This window comes from bacterium (assembly GCA_023150945.1).
GTDB lineage: Bacteria > Zhuqueibacterota > Zhuqueibacteria > Zhuqueibacterales > Zhuqueibacteraceae > Coneutiohabitans.
This window is the reverse complement of record JAKLJX010000005.1, coordinates 202,574-225,250: the sequence shown is the minus strand read 5'-3', so window position 1 is coordinate 225,250 and position 22,677 is coordinate 202,574. Positions and strand designations below refer to the sequence as shown.

The window sequence follows — 22,677 nt, the reverse complement described above, 5'->3', positions numbered from 1 at the left end:
GCTGCTACTGCAACAGATTCTGCCAGTTGTCATCGCGCAACTCACCGCGTTTGTTGGAATGGACGAGTTCGAAATCGTTGAAGCCCAAGCGGTCGATGAAGACGAATTCAACGCCGTTCTCAATGCCGAAGTACCGCCAAATCTCATGCGGTTTGGCAATGCCGGCGCTCGCCACGCGCTCGATTTCGTTGGGATCGCCGTAGAGCAGATAAATGCGGCCGCGATGCGAGCGCCAGCCGGCTTTGTTGAGGCTGGTGTAGCGTTCGCCGGCAATCGCCACCCGGCGCAGATACTCGGCGCGCGTGATCGCCGGGAAATCACCCCTGCCCTTTTCCACCTCCCCCCAAAACCGCGTGAGAAATTCGCGCTTGGCCTCGGCGGTGACCAATCCTGCGAAGATTTTGACCTCTTCCTTGATCGCGAGATATTTCGCCTGTTGAAACTCCTCGTCAAGTGCCGCGAGCGAAAGATTCGCTAAGTTCGCGGCAAGCGCGGACGTGGCAGCCGGCTTGGGGGTGAGATGCGGATTGTAGACAAAGAACGCTCGTTCCGCATCGACCAGCAGGCTGTCACGCTGATCGAGCAGCAGCAAATGAAAGAGATATTTCCCCGAGGGCAGCGAGGTGATGTTCGAGGTCCCCACTTCAACGGTGTTGCTGGCGCCATACTTACGCTCCTTGCTGACCTCGCGCACCGGTTTGCCGTCGGCATCTGCCAGCAGCGTCTTCACGCGATAGGTGGCCTGGGGATCGAGATTGTAGAGCTCGAGGTAATGAAAGACCACCGGCGTGGTGGCGGTGCCAAACACCATCTGGGGATAGGGAATGACCTCCATCCCATTCTTGAAGAAGAGATCATCTCGCTTGGTGGAGGGCGCAATACTGCGGCACAATTCGATGTCGCTGATGCCCACACCGCCGGGATAAGCCACCACCTCGAGGGCGGAAACCACGCTGTCGCGACGGCCGGGCGCCAGCGAATCTGCGGCAATGACTTCCAGGGTATACTCGCCATGGGGCAGAGCAAAGCCGGCTTGCGTGACCATGGGATAATGGTACCAAGCCGCGGCGGTATCAGCCTGGGAGACCTTCAACAGCGTGCGCTTTTCGGCAACGACCCGCGCGCCCGACCGTTCCAGCAGGCGCGTGGTGATCTGCACGCCGGCGTGGTACTGGCCATTGGCCAGGTGATAACTGAGCACGCGCGGCTGGAAGCTGTAGTACACCTCCAAATAACCGCTGCGCTCGTCATTGCGAAAGCGCGCATAATCGAGATTGAAGGTCAGGGGCGCGGCCGGCGCCAGATCTTGCGCCGCGGCCGGCACACCGGCCAACAGCAGACAGGCCAGCAGGGCAAATCGAGGTTTCATGACTGACCACCTGAGTTTCTGTGCGAGAGATGTTCAGCCTCGGCCGGGCCGAGGCTTTGGTAGAATTTTTCCGAACCCAAATCACGCTTCGGGTATCCCAAGGCGCCGCCGTGGGGAATCGTGACAAAGCATTCGGTTCTCACGGCGGGCAAATTCATAGCGAAATCAGATTGGCGAACAACCGGAAAGCACCGGGATGAACGTTCAGCAATTGCGGTGCGAGCGCCAAATCCACATAAGTGAAGCGGCCGCGGCCCAGAATTTTCGTCACCAGCAGCGGCGCGGATTCCGCCGTTGTTTGAATCGGAGTCTCTGCTCCAGCCAGCGCCGGCCCGGAGATCAAATTGTACGCGCGGCGAAAGAGCCAGCCCTCCCAGTCCGACGCCTCCAGATGATTCGGAAAAGCCAGCAGGGCGTGCGCCGCTGCGGTTTGCAGCGGCGTGTTCGCTTCCCAGCTCAAAACCGGGATGAGATGCAAGCCTTCCCACAACGGGCCGTTGTTCCACACCGGCGCCTCTTGCGCGAGTATGATTACGTGGCCGCCGGCCTCGGCAAACCGCTGTAACGCCGCGCGCCGCTGCGCCAGCTCGGGTTGAAACGACAGCACCCGGCGGTCGATCAGCAACACCTCGAGCGAATCCAGGCGTTTCTCCCAATCGGCGCTGGGTGAGAGCGCGGTGTATTTCAGATTCAGGCGGCGCAGCGCTTCGGCAGCCGGACTGTCGGCCAGCGCGGCCAGCAGGCCGAGGCGCTTGGTTGAATCGGCCGTCGCGTAAAATTTGCGCGCGAGAAAATTGGCCTCGGGAATGCTGTCGATCTGCACCTGCATCAGGTAGTTGCCCGGCGGCGGGTCGCCGCGCCAGGTGAGCGGCAGCACATCGAGATGAGTGGCGCCCTTCTCGCTCAGACGAAAGCGGCTGGGCCGCGCCGTGGCATAGGCGTCATCAACCCAGACCTCATCGGTCACGCCGTCGCGCGAGAAGTTGGTGAGGCGGAGGCGCAGATGCTCCTTGGCGTGCATGCGCACGATCGGATTCAGCACCTCGGTGGAAAAGCGCGGGCCAAAAGTGAGTTTGGCTTCCGCACGGTAGATGAAATCCTGCTCCCGGTTGGCGGCCCGGTGAATCACAAAGAACAGCAGCTTTTGATAAGACTCCGCGGACTGCTGTTGATGATAGGCCGGGGGAAACGTGTAGGTCACTTGTTTGGGCGACAGCAGGCGATAGGGATCGTTCAGCCGCAGCGGCAGCTTGTGCTCGAACCCCTCGTCGACGATCCAGCCGGTTTGAGCATCGACGTTGCCGAAGAAAACCGAAGTGTTTCCGCCCTTGCTCAAGCCGGTCACTTTGGTAAGCGTGAGATAAGTGAGTTGCCGCTCGCTCAGAGCGGTGTCACTCAGGGTGAATTTGACCTCGACGCCCAACAGCGTGCAGCGCAAATCGCCCAACGTTTTGTTCCAATGCAACAACCGCCGCCTTTCGGTCTCCAGCAAATTCTTCTCCGCCAGCAGGAGGCTGACGGAATCAATCAGGCTCACGATTTCTGCCAGCGCACCGCTTGCCTTGCCTTCCTGCGTCTTGCCGGTCAAATCGCGCACGCGTTTTTCCAGGCCAGCCAACCGGCCACTGGCCGGCAACGGCAGTTCGGCATCGAGCGCAGCAAGCGGTGCAGCAGAGGCGCCGGCGAGCAGCGTGTAACCCACCGGTCGCCCGGCGCGCCACATGGTCCGCTGCCGCGCCAGGGAGGCATAAGCGCGTCCGGCCTCCTGCCCGATTGCTTCATAAGTTTTTTTCCACTGCGCAGTCACTTGCTGCAACGGCGGACGCACGCCGCTGCCGTCATCAACAAAAACGCGATCGACACGCCAGCGGCGGGGCGCCTCCAGGCCATTGGCGGGCAATGCAGAATCGGCAGACTTGAGCTGCTGGACGGTCGCGAGTACATCTGCTGCCAGGCAATGCCGCGGCCAGCTCGTGCCGGCGGTGCCGCGTTCCGGCTCGGGCGCGAGCAGAACGATATCCGGCTGAAACTTGAGAAACAGCCGTGCCAGCTTCGTGCGCACGGAATCGGCCGGCCACGCGAGCCGCACACTGGCGGAATCATGCGCGGCAACGAGATCAGGCAGATTGAGAAAATAGACTTCAGCGCCCACGTGCGCAGCAGCACGAGTCGCTTCCTCACGCCGTACCGCCGCCAAGTAGGCGGGATACTCGGTACGCAGGTCACTCTCCCCCGCTTCGCCGTTGCTGGCGAAGGCGCTCATGGTGGTGGCGCCGCGGCCCAGGCGAAAATAGGCCAGCGTTGCCAAGTCTTCACTGCCGGGCTGCAGCGCCAGCGCGAGCACGCGCAGGTCGGTGCGCGCCTCCAAAGAGCGCTGCTGCAGCGCGCGGCGCCCGGTCTCCGGAAAGTAGGATTGCGGCGACGGGGTGCTCTCGCAGGCGGCGAGCAGAGCCAGAAGCAGCACGGGCAAACCACGCGTGACAAGACGATTTCTGCTGATGCGTTTCATGAAAAGCAACATATGATTCCGCCGAAGGTGAAATAAGAGAGATCGTGAACCGGTTTTGCCAATTCACACTTCAGATCGACATCATGCCAATCGCTCATTTTCTGATTGCAGCCGACCGGCCGGGCTCATCTCGCGGGCAAGCAACCTTTACTCGATTTTCGCCAATGCAGCAATTCCACGACAACCGGGCGGTGAGGGACGGAACGCGCCAATTCATCAGAGCTTGCAAAGCTGCCAGGCGGATGGCGTATTGATAACGATTTCTGCGCCAATTTTCAACCGGCTTTGTTCGAATGCCAACGGCCACGCAGGGACGGCATTTCTCACGATTGCCGTCGGGCAGACTGCGCTGCGTTCGAAAGGAAGAAAATCCCCACGGTGCCTGACCTGGCAGCAGGAATCTTCCCGGCTCCCAACGCGGCGCACAACAAGAAAGGCTGCCCCGGCGGAGCAGCCTTTCTCACAACGAAACTCAGTTACGGCCGAACTGCTTAGAAGCCGAGCTTGAGCGTAAACATCTGGTTGCTGTCGAAGAAATCGACGGAGCGATAGGCGTAATCCAGGGTGATGTCGAGCGACTCGGTCTTATAGAGAAAACCGAAGCCCAACGCCGGCCCGAAGATTTGGTCATCGCCGCCGTTCGAGATTTCCACCGAACTGTCATCGACGCCGCCGTTCGGCGAGATCTCGATGCCGGCGCGACCGGCGAGGCGGAAGTTGTTGCTCACTTGATACAGCGCTTCCGCGCCGCCGCGATAGCCATCGAGGCCGAGGTTGTTGTTGGCGAACGCGCCGCTGAAGTTCATCTTGAGATTTTCGCTCATGGTGCGCTCGTACGCCAGACCAATCTCGACCGAAGAGGGCAATTCAAAGCTGGCCGTTTTGACATCATAGTACTGCTCCGGCCGGCTGCCTTCGGAGGAAACTGCCCGGCGCAACAAACCCGAGCCGCTGAAGCTCATCTGCGGGCCGATGTTCTTCATGGCAACGCCGAGATGCAGGCCCTTGATGCCGGCGAGAGTGTGGTACTGCACGCCGAAATCCAGCGCAAAGCCGCCCCCACTGGCGCGGCCCATTTTCTCCGAGATGATCTTGACAGTGCCGCCGGCGGTGATGGCATCGGTGAAGGCACGCGAGTAGGTCAGGCCCACGGTCACGAAAGTGGGCGCGAAGGTCCGGCCCGCCCGGCCTTCCGGATCATCGTTGGTGGTCAACAGGATGTCGCCGAAATCAAAGGAACGGATGCTGAGACCGACGACACCGAAGCCGCCGAAGCCCACGCCCACGGCGCCGTAGTTCAGGCGAATGTCGGCGAGGTAGGACATGGTCGTAAAGGTTCCTTCGGCGGTGGTGGCCAAACGGCCGAGGCCGGCAGGATTCCAGTGCAGCGCGTCGATGCCGGCACTGGTCGCCAGGCTGGAGCCGCCCATGGCCAGGTCGCGCGCGCCCACGGGAATCAACAACTCGGTCGCCGCGGCCGTCCCGATGCGTTTATTTTCGATGCCTTCGCCCAGGGCCTGCGCTGACAGCCGCAGCGGCAACATCGCCAGCGCCACGCCGAGGCAAAGCATGGAAATGACTACTTTACTCTTCATGACATTTTCTCCTTCTGCAAGAGAGTTGTGAAAGCGAAAATGAGTCAGCGTAGCGCTCAGAAAACTTCCAGCACTTCTTGTTCTTGAATGACGGCCAGTTTCAACACCTTGACCGCCTTGGCGCCGGTGGCCGGCAGGGTGGCTTCCACGTGCGCGATGTACATGCCGCTCGCCACCGGCAAGCCGGTTTGATTCTGCAGGTCCCAGCGCAGGAACTGCGAGGAGTCATTGACTTTCTCGAGTTTGCGCACCAACTGGCCGGCCATGTTGAAGATGCGGACCGTGGCGTTGGGCGGCAGATTGTTGAAGGTCACGAAGCGATTGAGCGTGGTGTTTTCCGCCGGGTTGAAGGCGTAGTAAGGATTCGGGTACACGCCGATATTCTGTGCGCTGGCAGCGTCAAGTGCGCCACCCTTTTTCGGCGCCGGCGCAGCGAAGCTAAAGGCATCATCCGGTGTATTCGGCCGATTCGGCGTAATGGTAATCACGTTGCCATCGGTCCAGGCGTTGGCATTGCGGCGCTGCCAGGTCGCGAAGTACATGACCGGCTGCGGGCCTTCAATGATCTCAACTTGCCATGCGGGGTTGGGTGTCTCGCTATAGTCTGCGTCGAAGATCCACAGCCATTCGCGCGGCCCGGTGGAAGCGGTGTTGTTGGTCGTACCGGTAACCCCAGGGTTGTAGCGACCGTCGACTTTGCCGTCCACTGCGTTGTTCTCGAGAAAGGCCACGGCCAAGCGGCGCGGCGGATTGGCATCGACATCATACACCGCCAGCGGCACGCTCTTGGTGAAGTCTTGATAAGAATAACTGCCGCCTGTGTTGATGATGTAAGGCGCAAACTCCGGTCGTGCCGGCGCTCCGCCGAAGCCGCGGCCATGCCGATAGGCATAGGAAACATTTGGCTGATTGGGATCAAACTCGAGATCATTGGCGTCGGCATTGGCGAAACGAATCTCGATTTTCTTGAGCTTGTCGGCGGGAATGATGTGCGTGCCATCGCCGAAAACCGAGCGCGGAGAAGCCCAGCCCAGCGCGCCTTCGAAGCCTTCGAATTCCAGACCGGCCGCATCAGCCCAGGTGAGGAAACGTGAACCCGCGGTCCATTCCCATTCTTTGACACCAGGCGGCGGACCGGAAACCACCAGGAAAATCCCATCGATGATGTCATACTTCTCATCACCGCTCTGGTTGGTCTTGTTGGTCAAGACCGTCGTGCCTTTCGTCGTGTTCAGCAGATTCCAGGTGGTGTTGCCATCGTTGTCCACGGCAAATCGAACTTCATAGCTGTCGCCCGTGCTGGCTTTCGGGTTGACGACGATGGGCAAAACGATGCCATCGCTGCCACCGCCCAGGCGATTGACCTTCAGAGTGTCGCCAAAAGCAGTCTCGTACTCGATTCCGAAAGGCACGCGGGGAACGACGGTAATGATTGTCGGTTCGGACTCCAAGGAAGCCGGCAGATAGCCGGGCACGGTGGCGCGGCTATAGGCGGTCACCGCCAAGTAATACTCCTGGCCGTTGTAGAGTTTGCCGATATCGCGAACGTAATCGCGGTTGAAGTTGAAATACCGCGCGATGCCGCTGTTGGTGCCGAATTGCACCGGTTTGTTGAGAATCTGGCCCGAGGCAAGATCGAACTGCTCATCCAAGACCACAGTGGGATCGGTGGCCAGATCGAATACGGCTATGCGCTTGGCTTCCGACAAGGAAGCGCCCCGGCTGGGGAATTGGTAGACATTGTAGCCCTCGAAGGCATAGCCGCCGGGTTGTTGCACCGTGGTCTCGGTATCACGCACCCGGTTCAAATTGCTGCCCCATTCCACACCCACCGTGCCATCCAGTTCCGAGACGGTGACAATCGGTGCAACCGGCGGTTTGGGAACTTGGAACAAGGCGTTGTAGGTGTTCTGCGCGAAGCGGTCGTTGAACTTCATGACTGCGACGCTGGAAATACGATCGGCGCCCAAGCCACCGACCACCGCCACCACCACTTCCTGGGTCTCACCGGGATTCAAGCTGAATGGACCGGTGCTCAGGTTGATGCGGCGGTCTCCCGGCACGAAGGAGTATTGCTCACCTTCGCCATCGAGAAAGCCGGTCTTGGTCACCGGATCGCCCGAGAGCGGAAACTGATCGGGCGCCACGCCGGGCGGGAACGGATAGTATTGGTCGTCGCCGTCGATCGGGGCAAAGCCGCGCAGCATCTTGTACCAGCGAATGGTGCCCTGCGTATAGGAACGCGGCGGGTCAGAGATCGGCGAGCCGGCCGAGAAGTAGGAGAATGAAGTCATGCCCAGGTTCTTGAAGCCGTCTTTGTACTTCAGATCGAAGACGGCGCGGTCAGTGGGATCGCCGGGCACGGCCGGGCCTTGCAGAAAGTCGTAGCCGATGGCAGGCGGCGGCAAGCGAAAGCCGCGATACTCACTGTCAACCGCCTGGCCGTTGTAGACGTAGCCCAAGCTCAAGTTGACGTCACAGCCGGCCACGTCATCGCCTGAATTGCCGAGATCGGGATCCGACCACTGCGCCACATACATTTCGTTGATGTAGAAGGAGCCTTTGGTGCCGCCGGCGTCGGTGACATCCACGCCGCCCTTATTGATCAACTTGACGCGGCGGAAATAGATGTTGCCCAGGGCGTCGGTCCGTTTGTAGCCCCACAGCGTGACTTGGATTTCCAAGCCCAGGGGTTCCGAGCCCTGCAATTGCAGCGTCGTGCTGGCATCAAGGTCGTTGAACACCGTCCACACCACCTGGTCAGCCGGGGAGTTGGGATCCGCACCGGCAATACCCGGCTCGTCGTAATTGCCTTTGATGAGATCGTCGACCGTAAAAGTCGCGCTGAACTCGGGCGGCGGCTGATAGCCGGGCGTGCCGTTGCGCTCGATATAGGGCGCACCTTGCTGCACCGGCCATTCCTTCCAGTCCAGCGCATAGCGCGACATGATGGTGGCGACTTGCGCATCGGTAACGTTCGCGACTGGAATTTCGTTGTATTCAGCGGCATCGCGGCGCTTTTCCGTATCCGACATCACGGCATAGTCGCGGCGGATGCGATAAGCCCGCACGTCAGCATCAGCGGTGTTGGCAGCCACGGCAGAGGCACCCTCGCCGATGATCCGGCCTTCACGCGTGCCCACGAGATAGTTGGCGCCGCCGACGCGGATCAATTGATCCTTGGGACCGGGCTGGGTGTAGTTCGGATCCAAATACACCTTGCCGCCCCACATGATGCCGTCCTGGTAAATCGCCGATCCGGTGCCGCGCGGGAAGTAGGTGCCGTCATCCGCGATGGGGGAATGATTGGACATGCCGTCATTGCGGATCCACGTCCAAATGTTGTTGATGTTCAGAATCTGATAGCGCGGGGTGCCTGTGGGCTTGCTGAGCGCTTGTTGGTTGCGCTCCTTCTCGCCCGCCGGCCGCTCAGCGAAGGCGGTCGCTCCGTACAGCAGCAGACCGGCCAGCATCAGTTTCAACAGACTGCTCTTTTGCATGATGTGTGACTCCTTTTCGTTCTCGAATCACGGTTTTGGATGGCCGCCGTTCCTGTTCGACCCGGGCGTGCGCCACAACCGCCGGCAGCCGGTGAGACTCACATCGGGAACGGCGTCTCGTCAAACGCTGATCGCCTTGCAACACCTGCAACCGCACCAGCCGGCCACCGCCGGGCGGCGGGCTGGCATCGGAAGCTTAGAACTCCAACCGCAGGCCGGCGAAAATCTGGCGCGGGTTGCCGAACAGATCATTGCCCGTGGCGGTGTTGTAGGCCCAGCGGTTGTCCACGTTGACGGCACGATAGAAGTCGGCGTAGTTGGGGATGGCCACATAGGAGCCGGCGGCCTCGCTGCGCAACCAGCCGTCATCCTCCGAAGTACCGGTGTTGGGATAAACGTTGAGCACGTTCTTGGTGTTGAACACGTTCAGCACGTTGACGTAAAGCTCCGCATCGAAGCGGCCCAGCGGAATCAAGCGGCTGAAATTGAGATCGACGTTGAAATTGAAGGGCGTGGAAGAGCTGTTGACCGGCTCCACCGGATAGCTGCTGCGCGGGTCGATGAGCGGCCGCACGCCGATGTTCCACGGGCTGGCCTGGCCCAGCGTCTCGGGCTCTTGGATCTGCGTGTAGGAATGGCCGCTGTTGAACGTCAGAATCGCGTTCAGGCCGGTGCCCTGCAGAATCTTACCGCCGTCGCCCTTGGCGAAACGATAGTCCAACACCACCGAGCCGCGATGCGGCTGGTTGTAATTGAGCTTGTAGGTCAAAATCGGATAGCGCGCTCCGCCGTCGCTCACCGCCACTTGCGTGGCGCGGCTGTCGGAGCCGGTGCCGCGCGCATCCGAGAGCGTATAGCTCACTTTCGCGGACAGGCGCTTCACCCGGCGCAGTTCCAGCGTCAACTCCAGACCCTTCACCGTGCCGAAGTCATTGTTCAGCAGGCCGGAGAAGACGGTCTGGCCTTCCGGAATGGTGCCCTTGCCTTCGGACAACACGCGGTCAAAACGCAGTTGCTCGATCAGGTCTTTGTAAAAGCCGGTCACCGTGAACGCAAAATTGTCGGTAATCGACTGGCGAATACCCATTTCATACTGCGTGGTACGCTCGGGTTTGGCGGTGAAACCGGCGTACTGGCCGAAATAACCGTAGGGTGAGCGCGTGACCGGGCTGACCGAGATGCTGAGCACCTGGTTGCCGGTCAGAATGTCAACGAGTTGGGGCAACTGCACATACTTGCCGTAGGTGGCATAGAAGACGGTGCGGTCCGTCACCGGGAACGAGAAGTTGATCCGCGGCAGCAAGTAGTCGGTGGCTTCAGCGGTGGTCAGTTGGGACTCGTCGATGTAGTTCACTTTTTCATCGAAGGCCGGATTTTCGAGATCCTTGGGCGCGGGCGCGTCGGTCGCGATGCGCTCATAGCGCAGGCCCAGATTCACCACCAGGTCGCGATACTCGAGCTTGTTCTGCACGTAGGCGGCGAGGAAGAGCGGATGGCGCGGTCCGTCCGGGCCGGAGTTGATCTTGTTGCCGTCGACGTCATACCCGAAGAAGTTGATCATCTGGGTTTGACGCGTGCCGCCGGCGCGTGCCATCAACACCTTGCGCTCGTACTCGCTGGCAAAAACGCGCGGGTTGTTGCCGCTGCGGCCATACAGGAATTGCATCGTGGCGGAGATGTTGTTGACATCGAAGTTGCGCATGGTCCAGCGATCCATGCGGCCGCCGACTTTGACCTCCCAGCTCTTCGACACTTGCGAGGTCAAATCCAGCGAAGCGCCCAGATCTTGCTGGCTGTCGCGATAGTAGGTGTTGATCGGCGCGTTGGGATGATTGAAGGCGAAGTTGTTGATGGTGCTCAGGTCATACGGGCCTTCATAACGGCGCACGAAGCCGGTATAGCCCTTTTCCGCGTTGGCGAGGCTGTCGGTATAGAGCGTCCAGTTGTCGCCGAAGGTTTCGTCATACTGGCGAAATTTGCGCTCGGAGAACGAAATCGAGGCTTCGTAGAAGGTCTTCGGGCTGAGCACGTGGGTGGCCTTCAGATTGGCCAGCGAGGAAATGGTTTCCTGCTGTGCCAGGCGGCGTTGGAAAACGTTCTGCAGTCCGTTCTGCGATTCAGCCACCGGCGTTTGGGTGGGGGTGCCGCCGGGCCATTCGCCGCCCACCGGGTTGTTCACTTCGGCGTAGCTGCCGGTGAAGCGGAATTTCAGGACGTTGCTGAGATCATAAGTCAGCGTGCCTTGCACGGAGTTGTCTTCGCGCTGGTTGCGCGGCAGGTAGTTTTCCTCGAACTCCACGGCGCCTGGCAGGGGTTGCCCTGCACCAGAAGGCCCGGCTTGGCCGAGCGCGTCGGTCACCAAATTGTCGAAACGGAAAGGCTCGAGGAACAGCGGCTGCCGGTTGCGCTGGTAGTTATGCTGGCCGGCAAGGAAGAACTTCACTTTGTTGGAAAGCAGGGGGCCGCTCGCGGTGACCACGGCATTGCGATGGCCGAAGGCCGAGGTGCCGAGGAATTTTTCGCCGGGTTTGGCAAAATCATCCGTGCGGTAATCGACCGTGGCCTTGAAATCCTGGCCGCCGGTGCGAACGGTGGTACGCACGATGCCGGAATTGGCACCGCCGAATTCCGCGGTATATCCGCCCGATTGTAATTGAATTTCTTCGATGGCCTCCTGAATCACGCCGACGTTTTCATTGTTGTTGAAGGGATTCAGGGCGGTGGCGCCGTCGATATAGTAGGCGACTTCGCCGACGCGGCCGCCGCGCACGTGCAGGTTACCGTCCTGCAGCACCGTTCCCGAGTTCAACGCCACGATTTGTTGCACGCCACGGAACGGCAGGTTCTGAATGTCTTCCTGCGTGGTCAGGCGCACGGTGTTGGTGGTGTTGCGCTGGATCAACGGGCGCTCGGCCACGATTTCCATCGCTTCCACCGCAATTGCGGAGCTGGGCAGCGAGAAGTCCTGCGTGGTCGTCAAGTTGGCGCTGACACGCACGTTGGCGATCACAACGGTTTGGTAACCGATGTAGCTCGCGCGCACGGTATACACGCCGGGCGGAACGCTCAGAATGACGAAATCGCCGTTGAGGTCCGCCGCGGCGCCCAGCGTCGTGCCGTCGACCACGACGTTGGCGCCGATCAGAGGCTCGTTGGTGTCCTTGGCCGTCACGCGCCCGCGAATCTTACCGTCTTGGGCGAACAAAAAGCACGGCAGCAGGAGCAACGAGGCAAGCACTGCCATGGACCTGCGATGCATACTCTACCTCCTCCAGTGATGGTTAGTAGATGGGAGTTTAGTTGCCAAACCTTTCCTTCCCTGCGGGACGCTCAAGCCTTGCTGCAGGCGTGGCTCGCCGGTTTCCTCCCGGGAGCGAGCATCCCCAAAAACAAAAAAGCCCTCCAACCAATGGCGCGCCGCGCCACTAGCCGAGGGCTAATGCAGCCGAAATACCGAAAATGTAGGAATGACGGTAGTATGAGATTCTCATTTCGCAGAACTTGGCACACCCACTGCCGACGCTTGAATTTCTTGGCGATCCGTCGGAAGTTTTGTCCTTCCTGCTACTGCCCTGGTGGAATCGAGTCTTTGTCTACTTCAGAATCAGTGCGATGAAAGGAAAGCCGTCTTGCGAACCGTGGAATCAACGTGGTCAGAACCCAGCCATAACGCAAGGGGGGAAAATTTCCACATATATATGGAATAGAGTAGCAATCACCTCAACAGAAATTATGCCAGTGTAACAAACATGACAGAACAGGTATCCGCCCAAGAGAAACTCAGGCATTAAAATCAAGATGTTATGGCTAAAAACCAAACTTGAGTCAGGTCCGATTTTATCAGGCATGCGTGCGCAATTTTGCATAACATCGGGAAGGCATTTGCACGAAGGGACCAGCCGCCGGGGGGATCTCGCCCGTGGAGACGCAGCCCGTGAACACCGCCTGCCTGCGATGGGATCCGTCTACAGCCAACGCAAACGAATGCATCGGCCGCGCCATTCACAACTTTTTGCTTGCATCTCTGAGACCGGAGTTCCATTTTCCGCCAGTTCTCACGCCCACGCCGCAACGCGCCATGACGCTCACAGAGGAGGCCTTTATGCTGTCTTGCAGATGGCTTGCCCAGTCGTTGATTCTTTGGGGAGCCCTCCTCCCCGCTGCCTTGTCCGCCCAGCAGAGTTCCTTTTCGGGGATTATCCGCGACCTCAACACGCACCGCGAAATCCGCGGCGTCAGTGTCTATTTCGAGGGCACAAAAACCGGCACGGCCAGCGACCTCAGCGGCCGCTTCACCTTGCGGCTGGCAGACACCAGCGCCGCCCGCATCGTGGTATTTCAGCATGTGGCCTATGAAACTCGCGCCCTCCCGCTCGCGGCGCTGCTGAATCTGCGTTACGTCTATCTGCAACCGCGCGTCATCGTGCTGCCGGAAATCGAGGTGCGCGAAATCGGCGAACGGCCGCCGGAAATCGCCCGGGATTTGCCGCAAACCGTGTCGGTCATCGACGCCAAAAGCTTCGAAATCCGCGGCTTCGTCGACGCCGGCGATTTGCTCAAGACCGATCACAGCGTGCAGATCGAGGAGCAGCTCAGCGGCCGCAAGACCGTGTCGATTCGCGGCAGCAACCCGGATGAAGTAGCGATCTTGTTCAACGGTGTGCGGCTGAACAGCGCCTATGACAACGTCTTCGATTTGCAGTTGCTCGATTTGCAGGATCTCGAGCGGCTGGAAGTGATCAAGGGCAGCAACACCGCGCTTTATGGCGCCGATGCCTTCGGCGGCGTGATCAACGCGGTGCCCAAAGTGCAGAAGGACTATTCCATTCGCTTTCAGCAGCGTTTCGGCACCTACCGCTCCGGCAATTGGGGGTTGCATTTCTTTCGCCAATTCAACCGGCTGCTGGCCTCCTACAATCTCGCGCGCGGCGCTTCCAAACGCAGTTTCGTTGCGGTTGCTGAGGACCTGGGATTGAAGAACACCGAATTGCATCATTCCGCCAATCTCACTTACCGCTTCAGCGAAGCCGGCGGCGGCCGGCTGGGCAAATCCTTGACGGCGAGTTACCTCTACACCGATCGCCTTTATGAAGATCGCTTCTTCGATGAACGCGCCGACAATCTCAATCACGTGCTGACGGTGCGCTATGCCGCGGAACAGGCGCGCCAGCAGGATTTCGAGCTGGCGGTATCGCTGCAACGAATGGAAGAAGACCGGCGGGTGGTGAGCGCCGGGTCGGTGAGCGGCGTGGTTGACAATCGCGCCTTTCATCTCAACGCGGAGAAGCATTTTCCCCTGGGCCGGCTGGATCTGCTGACGGCGTATCAATTCGAGGGCGCGCGGCTGGAGTTTCGCGATGACCGCGACGTGCCCGGCGAGCAGCGGCTGGGCTTGCATTCCGCCACGTTCACGCGGCAGCATCACGGCGTGGTGGCCATCGCCAAGCTGCACAATGACGGCGGCTCGGACTTTTTTCAAGCCGTGGACGTGGATGTCAGCATGCGCCACGATCGCGTGCTGGATGAACAGCCGGACTACGTGCTGCGCGGCAATCCGGCGGATCAGAATCCGCTGGTGGCCGCCGGCGTTTTCGAGCGCAATGATTGGCGCGCCACCACGCTCAAGTTCGCCTTCAGTTTTTCGGGGTACCGCAACAATCTTGCGGTGAATGGCTATTTGAATGTGGGCGCCAATGTCAAATTTCCCACGCTGCTGCAGCAGGTCAGCTCGCCGGCCTTTTTCGCGCCCGCTGCCAGCCAGCCCAATCTCGCGCCGGAGAAGAACCGCAGCGTGGAATTGGGCATGGTGATCACACGCGACGTGCGCGCGCATACCAGCATCTACGGCTGGCAGGTGAGCGGCAACTTCTTTCAAAATCATTACGCGAACAAATTCCGCGCGGCGGCCACGCCCGGCATTCCGATCCTGTTCTACGACAACGTGCAAAACGCCCGCATTGCCGGCATCGAATCCCAGGCCAGTGTGTTCTTTTTCCGCAAGAAAGTGACGCTCAGCAGCGGCCTGTCACGCTACTCGATTTCCGAGCGGGCGGCGTTCCCCTTCAAATCCGATCTCAAGCGCACGTTCACGCTCAATGTCGATCATGCCGGTTATTCCTTCCAGGCCTACTGGTTCACGGAAAGCGAGCAAGTCGGCTGGCTGCGCCGCATCAAAGCGGGAGACCAGTCGGGCGGCGCGCCCGCATTTGGCGGCCTGGCCGAGGTCACGCTGCCGGCCTACTCCAATCTCGATTTGCATCTCAGCAAGACTTTTGCGATCGACAAACTGAAGCTCTTTGTCAATGCCTCCGGCCGCAATCTGCTCCACCAAACGGGCGAGGTGTTGCAGGGGCTGGCCATTCGTGACCGGCGCTACTATCTGGTGCTGGGCGCGCAATATTGATGGATCACACCACGGCAGGCGGGCCGCCCACCCCGCGAGGGAACGCCCAGCCGGCGGGCAGCAAGCAGCATAACATTTCATGCGAGGCCACAGCCATGATGCAAGTGCGATCTTTCGGTGCGGTCGCCGCCCTTCTGGCCGCGCTGTTGGTTCAGAGTTGCAGCAAAAGCCCGCTCTCCGAGGACGGCATTCGTGTTGAAAGCGGCGAGTTGCAGGGACGCGTGCAGTTGAGCGACGGCGGCAATCCCGCCGAGGTGTACGTCTGGCTCGAAGGCACCACCGTTGCCACGCGCACCGGCAGCACGGGCGAATTCACCCTGCAATTGCCGCCGGCGGTCACGCAGACCGATGCCAGCGGCTGGCACCGGCTGTATTTCTATTTGGCAAATTACAAACTCGCTTGGGCCGAGGTGCTCGTGCGCAACGGCCGGTTCGTGTACGGCGCCGGTGACTTGAACGCCGACGGTGAGTTGATCAACCAGGTCTCGCTGTTCAAGATGCTGCGCATTCTCACCTACGTCGAGCCGGCAGTGGTGCCGAGCCAATTCGACGGCCCGGTGCACGTGCAGGTGTCGTTACAGGCCACGCTCGATTCAGTGACCGTGGTCTATCCCAAAAGCGTCGGCGGCTTTCTGGGCGCGATTCTGCTGCGGCAGCGGGAATCGGGGCAAATTTTTGCGGATGTGCCGGACGTCGGCGCGCACACGCGCGACTATGATCGCATCGGCCCCGAAGTGCGCAGCCGGCGGCTAGTGTTCAACTTCACGCCCAACATTGTGCCGCCCGGGCATTATGAAATCATCCCGTATTTCTTCATCGAGCACGCCAACATGCCCGACGGCTTGCTCGCCAGCCTGGGTGAGCGGGTCGAGGAAATCGGCGCGGACTTTCTCAAGATTCCCGCCAAGCGCGAAGGCGGCCAGTTTGTGGTGACGGGTGGCACCGGCTCCCTTCCGTGAAACGGCCGGATGCGGTTGCGGCGAGGAGAGTCTCTGCCTGCGAGGGCAGTCCCAGGCGCACTGGAAAAACCATTTGCATATTTGGCGCCGATTCACCATGTAAGGGAGCAAAGTCACGGCGTACGACGCGGCTTCCCGCGCATGGAACTGGCTCCCAACTTCTTCCGCCGCGCTGTCTATGAGCAAAGTCATCCGCATTCTCTTCCTCGCTGCGAATCCCCGCGATACCAGCCCGCTGCGCCTGGATGAGGAAGTCCGGCGCATCGATCAGGCGTTGCGCCAATCCCAATTTCGCGACCGCTTCGAGATCGAGCAGCAATGGGCGGTGCGCGTCAGCGATCTGCAAAGCCATCTCCTGCGCTACCAACCCGATATCGTCCACTTCAGCGGCCACGGCAGCGAGGCCAGCGAAATCATTCTGGAAGACCACGAGGGCAACAGCCAGCCGGTGTCGAGCGCGGCGTTCGGGCAGTTGTTTGCCCTGTTGAAAGACAACATCCGCTGCGTCGTGCTCAACGCCTGCTTCTCCGCCGGCCAGGCGCAGGCGATCGCGCAACAGATCGATTGCGTTATCGGCATGTCCTCCGCCATCGGTGACGCCGCTGCGCTCAGTTTCGCCTCCGCGTTCTATCAAGCGCTGGGCTTTGGCCGCGATCTGCAAACCGCCTTCGACCTGGGCTGCCTGCAAATCAATCTCGAAAGCTTGGACGAGCAGCAAACACCCAAGTTGATTGCGCCGAAATCCGACCCCAAACAGGTCATCTTCGCGTCTGCCGAACCCCTGCCGACCGGCGCAGTGCCGGCTGGTCCACCCGAAGGCACCACCGCCTCCTCGCGCGAATATGCCATACTCATGACCATCGGCACGGCTTGCCTGTGTTTGATCATTTTGGTGCTGGGCACGGTGTGGGCCGTGCTCGATAACAAGATCAACGTGGAGACACTCGGCAAAATCGAGTCAGCCGGGTTTGGCGGCGGGCTGCTGGGTTTCGGAACGATTCTCTACCGCATCATCAAGATCGCCTTGTCAGGAGGTGGACAGAAATGAATGTGAAAAAAACCGGCGGCAAAACGCAGGCAGCCGGCCGGCGCGTATCGCTGTGGATGGTTGCCCAACTTTTGCTGACGATTGTCGTGGTCGTGGTGGTCGTGGTGGTGGGGCAGAAGATTCGGCCGTTAATCGCCAGAAAGCAAGCGCTGGAAACTGAAATTCGCCAGATGCAGGCACAGCGCGCCTACTTGGCGTTCACGCTGGACAGCCTGGCGCGGCAAGTCGACGATTTATCCCGGACGCTGCAAGGCGGTGGCAACGAGCCGGCACAAAGGGAATTGTCCTCGCTGAAGGCGGGATTGAGCCAGGCGCAAGCGCTCGCCACGGTTCCTGACTCCGCGACGATTCCAGCGCGGCTCTATATTCACATTCGCGATGAGCAACAGCGACCGGCCGCAAAGCAGGCGGGCGAGCAGGTGAAGGCCGCGGGTTATGTCGTGCCCGGCATCGAGCGTTTGGTGGATAAAGGGCCGCAGGTTACCGAACTGCGCTACTTCCGCAAAGCGGACGAGGCTGATGCCCGGCGCTTGCAGGCAGTGTTGGCAAGGGCGGGCGTGGAGGTGAGACTTTCAGATCTGTCAGCGTCCTATGAAAATTCCAGGAGCATCCGGCCCGGACATTTTGAGTTGTGGTTTGCACCCGGCGAAATCGAATTGCAACTGCGCAAACTCAAGCGGTGACCGAGGCAGCCGCAAGCCCGCGCGCGGCATTGCCCGCTTTCAACCGGTTCAGCGGGATTTCATCGCCGTCAGGAAGAGGTATCGATACCAATAGCCGGTCGCACCGGCGAGGCCGGCCGGCACCACCGCCACCAGCGCCGTCAACACGAATAGCAACACGACGCTGTTCAAACCGAGGCCGGCGCCGAGCATTGCTGCCACGCGATCGGCAATGAATTGACCGGACGACAGCCAGTTATACAGGCTTGCGCCCAGCCACAGCGATCCCGCGCTCACCATTCCCACTCCCATGCCGTGCCACACCGAGCGGGCTGCCCACATGCCAAAACCCAGCGGCACCAGCATAATCCACCACCAGAACGGCGTGAGAAGCTGGAGCATCAGCATGATTGCCAGGCATAGAGCGACTCCCTTCATGGCCTCCCTCGCAAAATAGTCCTGCCGATGAGACGATCATCCGTCTGCAAATGTGATTTCAAATAAAGCGCCGCGTAACTCTTCCCGGCCAGCCAGTCATCCACAAAGTTGTCATAGAACTGTGAGCCGGGATTGCCCGACTGGCCGCCCGGATAAATTACCCAAGCTTGCGGCTGCGGACCCAGGGCCGTTATCATGCGCCAGGAAGGCCCAGTAGTGTTGGTGATGGCATTGACGCAGGTGTAGTTACCGCTGCTGCGCAAACCCAAGCGCCCCAGGCCGGGAATATCGGCAAGATGGCGAAGGTCGGTTCCGCGCGTGTGGCCCCATTGCCAAGCCGGCCCCATTGGCCCGAACTTCTCGCGAAGCTGGCGCACCGCGGATTGCAATGCGAGCCAGGCGAGGTCGGGCAGAGTTTCGCGGGCAGCGGTGTTGCGCCGGTCGAAGTAGGGCGCGTGCGGCGCATGCAGAATCAAGTCAACGGTCACGTCCCGGCGCGGCCGCTTGAGGCGGTGGTCACTGTTTGGCCATTCATCATTCCAAATCGAATCCTGCAAGGCGCGCCACCATTGCGCAAAAATTGCCGGCGCCACCTGATCGGCCTGAAACTCATAATTCCACTGCTCGAGTTCGGCGCGTGCCTGCGCCTGCTCCGGCGTCAAGCCGGTTGGCGGCAGTTGCGCCAGCAGCGCCGGCAAGACCGTGGCGGCATGCAGATCCACGACGTCATTCTGCAAAGCCTGCATGTCTTCCGGACGCAGGTGGCTCAGCGCTGCAAGCTGGGAATTGATGCGGGCGCCGCGCTCAAAGGCAGCATACTCGCCGCCGAGAAAATAGGGGTAGGTATCGGCGACCGGACTCTGATTTGCGGAGCTGACAAAACCACGGCCGGGATTCACCGTGTGCGGCAGATGCGCGCGCGCAATCCAACCCGGCCAATCGTAGGCACGATCACTGCCGTCGCTGACCGTACGGCCCTGCTCCGGCCAGCGCAGCGGGAAGCGGCCATGGTGCCACAGCGCAATCGTGCCGGCGCTGTCGGCGAACGCAAAATTCTGTGCCGGGCAGGCATAGTGTTCCAATGCGGCGAGAAAATCGCCGTAATTACGGCTGCGATTCAGCTTGAGAAAAGTGGCCAGTTCATTCGAGGCGTCATGCGCCACCCAGCGCAGCGCGGCGCCGCGTGGCACGTCGCTGGCAAACGGCTTTTCCGCAGCACGATAGGCCACCGGCCCGTGATGGGTGAAGGGAATCGAGTCGCGCACCGTCGCGCCGCCGCGGATCTTGATTTCCTCGACGCGCCAGGCCGTTGGCCGCCAGGCGCCGTCATGGAAATAAGCCTGGCGCGTGCTGTCTTGAAAAACGATGTGATACCAATCCATCACATCGGATTCGGCATTGGTGACGCCCCAGGCGACTTGCTGGTTGAAGCCGATGACCACCGCGGGCGCGCCCGGCAAGCTCACGCCATAGACGTTGACTGTCGGCGCGGCCAGTTGCACTTCATACCAAATCGCCGGCAGGTTGAGCGTCAGGTGAGGGTCATTGCAGAGAATCGGATAACCGCTGGTTGTGCGGCTGCCCGCCACTGCCCAATTGTTGCTGCCCCGCGCCGGCAGGGCCGCCGAGAGAGAAGCGTCCTCCGGCGGCACGTATTTGAACTCGTGACCCTGCTGCGGCACCGCCGCCGGCACAAACTGCCACTGCGTCTCCGCCGGCACAATCGGCTCCATGAACGGCGGATAGCCGGGATGCAACAGCCGCGTCAGCGAATCGCCCAGCGCCGCGGCCGTGCGCGACATGACGACTTCCTCATTGCGGCTGGTCAGGCGCCAGGCCATGAGTTTCAGCAGCAGCGCCGACTTCATCACCGTCCACGCTTCCGGACGGTAGTCGAGAATCTTGTATTCCAGCGGTAAGTGGCGCAGCGGCAGATTGCTGATCCAGGCGTTGACGCCGCGGGCATAGGCCTCGGCCGCCTGCCAGGTGGCGGAATCGGCACGCATGGCAGCCAGGGCATTCTCCGCGGCGTAGACCATGCCCAGGCGGCGGCGGAAGCGATCGTGTTCCAGGCCGCGTGCGCCGACGATCTCCGCCAGCCGGCCGGCAGCCGCATGCGTCTGAAACTCCATTTGCCAGAGCCGGTCGCGGGCCGTGAGATAACCTTGCGCAAAATACAAATCGTGCTCGTTCCCGGCAAAGATATGCGGCACGCGGCGCTCATCCCACAACACGTGCACGCTATCCTGCAATCCGGGCAGGAACATGTGGGTGGGCAATTCATCCTGGGTAGTGTTGTTTTGCCAAAACCCGGCAAAGGGATTGAGGAATTTCCCGAGTGGTGGAATTTGCTGCTGCCGGAAATTGAGCAGGAGGAAAACAGCCAGCATGAGCAGAATGCCGAAAATCGGTTTGAGCCAGCGCATGAGCGGTTCCAAAGGTTCTTCCGAAAATTGGGCGGAGTGTATCCAAATCTGCCCGGAAAGTCAAGCGCAAGTTGCGGCTGGTTGCCATGCCACACCGGCAGCGGCACCGCGGAGTTCGTGCTGCGACGTTTAGTGGAATCCTCATTTCGAAATGATTGGGGACAAAAGGATTGAAGGATCTTGGGGGCCAGTAACAAAAAGGCCCGAGTCGCGCGACCCGGGCCTTTTGGCTGTGAGGGGGGTGCCATGCACTGCGTGCTGATCGCTCTCAGCACAATCGTTCGTTTCACTGCTGAGCATTGGCAAGTCGCATGCCGCGGTCGCCGCAAGCAAATTCGGAAACGGCGGAACCGGGATAATTGCAGAATGATGGAGCACATGCGAACGTTGGGAGAGAGTTGCGTCCGGCCGCCTCGGGGGGGATGGCCGCAGCGATCAAATACAATCTCGCATGCGGCAATTGCAAATCAGTCGGAGGTGGAAAATTGCGGTCGGTACACCACGACGGCGCGAATGGCCGAGGTCAGCACGCGGTTGTTGAATTCCATGCACATGCCCGGCGCCGCCAGAATATCCAAACAAATCATGCTGCCGCCCCAAGTGCAGCCGTTGATTCTGACGCGATGCGGTGACAAGTGTTCGCGATCGAACCAGCCGCCGGCCACCAGGAAGGTGTCGTCTTCGATCATCACGAGATCATACTCGGAATTCTGGGTGGTGACGACCATGCGGTCGGCAAAACGCAAATCGCCGCGCCGGATGCTTTTCATCTGCGGCACTTGTTCCACGCATTTGTCGATGGTCATGACGTGCCACGCCGCCGGTTGGGCGGACGCCAGAGCCGACTGCTGCCGCGCCTTTTGCCGTACAACGGTAATCCAGTTTTTGAGTGTGTCAATCAACATGAAAACCGGCGCCAGGATAGATGGAATCCAGCCAGAGAGGCAATGGCTCGCGCTGTGGTGCGGATGATTGTGGGGAAATAAACACAATTTTGCGACAGGACGCAATCACAAAAATGCCGAGAATGCAACGGCCGCGCCGGTTTGGCCAGCATGGGGGGACATGCCTACCCGTGCGCTGCATTCTCGGCAATGGTGCTGCTGGTTATTGGGTGCCGGCACGGCACCGCGGTTCACCCAGACAGGGCCGCTCGTGGGCCAAATCAGTCTTGCGAATTGTCGTTGGAATCGGTGAAAGAGGAATCGCCACCCCAAGTGTCACTGTGGACCGTACTCCCCTCCCAGATCGGCGAATACGGGTCGTTGACCTCCCCGCTGTCATCGAAGGAATCGGGGTCGTCATAGCCGCCCGTACTATTGTCGCCATCGTAAGCTTTTGCTGCTTGGTGGTTGGTAAAAGTGTCCGTCCAACTCATGATGACAGCCTCCTGCAGATTGAAGCGTTGAAAAACGTCCTGGCGCCGCGCCATCACTCCGAATGGAGCCGCCAAACCCTGAACTCGTCGCGGCGGCTGTCGTGGTGATGATCACCCCGGCCGCCGCCCTGCCGGCGCATGCCCTTCGGCCAGCTCAGCGAATTCCGCGATCAGCAGAATTCCGACATCATCCCTGAGCGCCGTCTGCGTTCGCGCCCGCTTGCCAAATCGCTTCCCCGGTTCAGCCTGACGTCAGAATGACGAGATAGTCTACCAACATCGAATCCAATTTGAAGAAATTGCGGGAAAGTCAGCCAAGGTGGTCGGTGCGAACAGGGGTGGAAGAGGTGTCTCGCACGGGCGTGTGACGCAGCAGCGTACTCCGGATTT

The 22,677-nt window shown here is 60.3% G+C and carries 13 protein-coding genes; 4 read left to right on the top strand and 9 right to left on the bottom strand.

The window, feature by feature from the left end; genetic code table 11:
• Window positions 1-4: 4 nt before the first annotated feature.
• The 5 genes from L6R21_09130 to L6R21_09110 all read right to left on the bottom strand — a co-directional run bounded on the left by L6R21_09130 (window position 5) and on the right by L6R21_09110 (window position 12,232).
• A complete protein-coding gene (locus L6R21_09130; protein MCK6559353.1) occupies window positions 5-1,369 on the bottom strand; it encodes a GWxTD domain-containing protein in 1,365 nt (454 codons plus the stop codon).
• Between the two features lie 154 nt (window positions 1,370-1,523).
• The gene (locus L6R21_09125; protein ID MCK6559352.1) at window positions 1,524-3,878 is read right to left on the bottom strand and encodes a PIG-L family deacetylase; all 2,355 of its coding nucleotides are present in this window, start codon (window positions 3,876-3,878) and stop codon (window positions 1,524-1,526) included.
• Between the two features lie 491 nt (window positions 3,879-4,369).
• On the bottom strand, window positions 4,370-5,473 hold the full coding sequence (locus tag L6R21_09120; protein ID MCK6559351.1) for a PorV/PorQ family protein: 1,104 nt from the start codon (window positions 5,471-5,473) through the stop codon (window positions 4,370-4,372).
• A 56-nt stretch (window positions 5,474-5,529) separates the two neighbouring features.
• The gene (locus tag L6R21_09115) at window positions 5,530-8,973 is read right to left on the bottom strand and encodes a T9SS type A sorting domain-containing protein (GenBank protein ID MCK6559350.1); all 3,444 of its coding nucleotides are present in this window, start codon (window positions 8,971-8,973) and stop codon (window positions 5,530-5,532) included.
• Window positions 8,974-9,169: 196 nt separating this feature from the next.
• Window positions 9,170-12,232, bottom strand: coding sequence for a TonB-dependent receptor (locus L6R21_09110; GenBank protein MCK6559349.1), 3,063 nt, complete (start codon window positions 12,230-12,232; stop codon window positions 9,170-9,172).
• Between the two features lie 843 nt (window positions 12,233-13,075).
• On the opposite strand from L6R21_09110, the gene L6R21_09105 reads away from it, so the two are divergent.
• From L6R21_09105 to L6R21_09090, 4 genes are all read left to right on the top strand, one after another.
• On the top strand, window positions 13,076-15,376 hold the full coding sequence (locus L6R21_09105; protein MCK6559348.1) for a TonB-dependent receptor: 2,301 nt from the start codon (window positions 13,076-13,078) through the stop codon (window positions 15,374-15,376).
• 95 nt (window positions 15,377-15,471) lie between these two features.
• Complete coding sequence (locus L6R21_09100; GenBank protein ID MCK6559347.1) at window positions 15,472-16,335, top strand: carboxypeptidase-like regulatory domain-containing protein; 864 nt, start codon at window positions 15,472-15,474, stop codon at window positions 16,333-16,335.
• A 178-nt stretch (window positions 16,336-16,513) separates the two neighbouring features.
• Window positions 16,514-17,383 (top strand): CHAT domain-containing protein, encoded by an 870-nt coding sequence (locus tag L6R21_09095; GenBank protein ID MCK6559346.1) that lies wholly within the window; start codon window positions 16,514-16,516, stop codon window positions 17,381-17,383.
• Window positions 17,380-18,066 (top strand): hypothetical protein, encoded by a 687-nt coding sequence (locus L6R21_09090; protein MCK6559345.1) that lies wholly within the window; start codon window positions 17,380-17,382, stop codon window positions 18,064-18,066. Before L6R21_09095 ends, L6R21_09090 begins: the two co-directional genes overlap by 4 nt.
• Window positions 18,067-18,114: 48 nt before the next feature.
• Here L6R21_09090 and L6R21_09085 read toward each other — a convergent pair whose 3' ends face one another.
• The 4 genes from L6R21_09085 to L6R21_09070 form a co-directional block, all read right to left on the bottom strand.
• The gene (locus L6R21_09085; GenBank protein MCK6559344.1) at window positions 18,115-18,483 is read right to left on the bottom strand and encodes a hypothetical protein; all 369 of its coding nucleotides are present in this window, start codon (window positions 18,481-18,483) and stop codon (window positions 18,115-18,117) included.
• The gene (locus tag L6R21_09080; GenBank protein MCK6559343.1) at window positions 18,480-20,909 is read right to left on the bottom strand and encodes a penicillin acylase family protein; all 2,430 of its coding nucleotides are present in this window, start codon (window positions 20,907-20,909) and stop codon (window positions 18,480-18,482) included. The genes L6R21_09085 and L6R21_09080 overlap by 4 nt, the downstream gene beginning before the upstream one ends.
• A gap of 467 nt (window positions 20,910-21,376) precedes the next feature.
• Complete coding sequence (locus L6R21_09075; protein ID MCK6559342.1) at window positions 21,377-21,814, bottom strand: hypothetical protein; 438 nt, start codon at window positions 21,812-21,814, stop codon at window positions 21,377-21,379.
• Window positions 21,815-22,074: 260 nt separating this feature from the next.
• The gene (locus tag L6R21_09070; GenBank protein MCK6559341.1) at window positions 22,075-22,362 is read right to left on the bottom strand and encodes a hypothetical protein; all 288 of its coding nucleotides are present in this window, start codon (window positions 22,360-22,362) and stop codon (window positions 22,075-22,077) included.
• Window positions 22,363-22,677: the final 315 nt, after the last annotated feature.

Coding starts and splice junctions, on each gene's coding strand:
- L6R21_09075 (MCK6559342.1), bottom strand. CDS start 21,814: ATGTTGATTGACACACTCAAAAACTGGATTACCGTTGTACGGCAAAAG.
- L6R21_09080 (MCK6559343.1), bottom strand. CDS start 20,909: ATGCGCTGGCTCAAACCGATTTTCGGCATTCTGCTCATGCTGGCTGTT.
- L6R21_09130 (MCK6559353.1), bottom strand. CDS start 1,369: ATGAAACCTCGATTTGCCCTGCTGGCCTGTCTGCTGTTGGCCGGTGTG.
- L6R21_09115 (MCK6559350.1), bottom strand. CDS start 8,973: ATGCAAAAGAGCAGTCTGTTGAAACTGATGCTGGCCGGTCTGCTGCTG.
- L6R21_09095 (MCK6559346.1), top strand. CDS start 16,514: ATGAGCAAAGTCATCCGCATTCTCTTCCTCGCTGCGAATCCCCGCGAT.
- L6R21_09125 (MCK6559352.1), bottom strand. CDS start 3,878: ATGAAACGCATCAGCAGAAATCGTCTTGTCACGCGTGGTTTGCCCGTG.
- L6R21_09120 (MCK6559351.1), bottom strand. CDS start 5,473: ATGAAGAGTAAAGTAGTCATTTCCATGCTTTGCCTCGGCGTGGCGCTG.
- L6R21_09085 (MCK6559344.1), bottom strand. CDS start 18,483: ATGAAGGGAGTCGCTCTATGCCTGGCAATCATGCTGATGCTCCAGCTT.
- L6R21_09100 (MCK6559347.1), top strand. CDS start 15,472: ATGATGCAAGTGCGATCTTTCGGTGCGGTCGCCGCCCTTCTGGCCGCG.
- L6R21_09090 (MCK6559345.1), top strand. CDS start 17,380: ATGAATGTGAAAAAAACCGGCGGCAAAACGCAGGCAGCCGGCCGGCGC.
- L6R21_09105 (MCK6559348.1), top strand. CDS start 13,076: ATGCTGTCTTGCAGATGGCTTGCCCAGTCGTTGATTCTTTGGGGAGCC.
- L6R21_09110 (MCK6559349.1), bottom strand. CDS start 12,232: ATGCATCGCAGGTCCATGGCAGTGCTTGCCTCGTTGCTCCTGCTGCCG.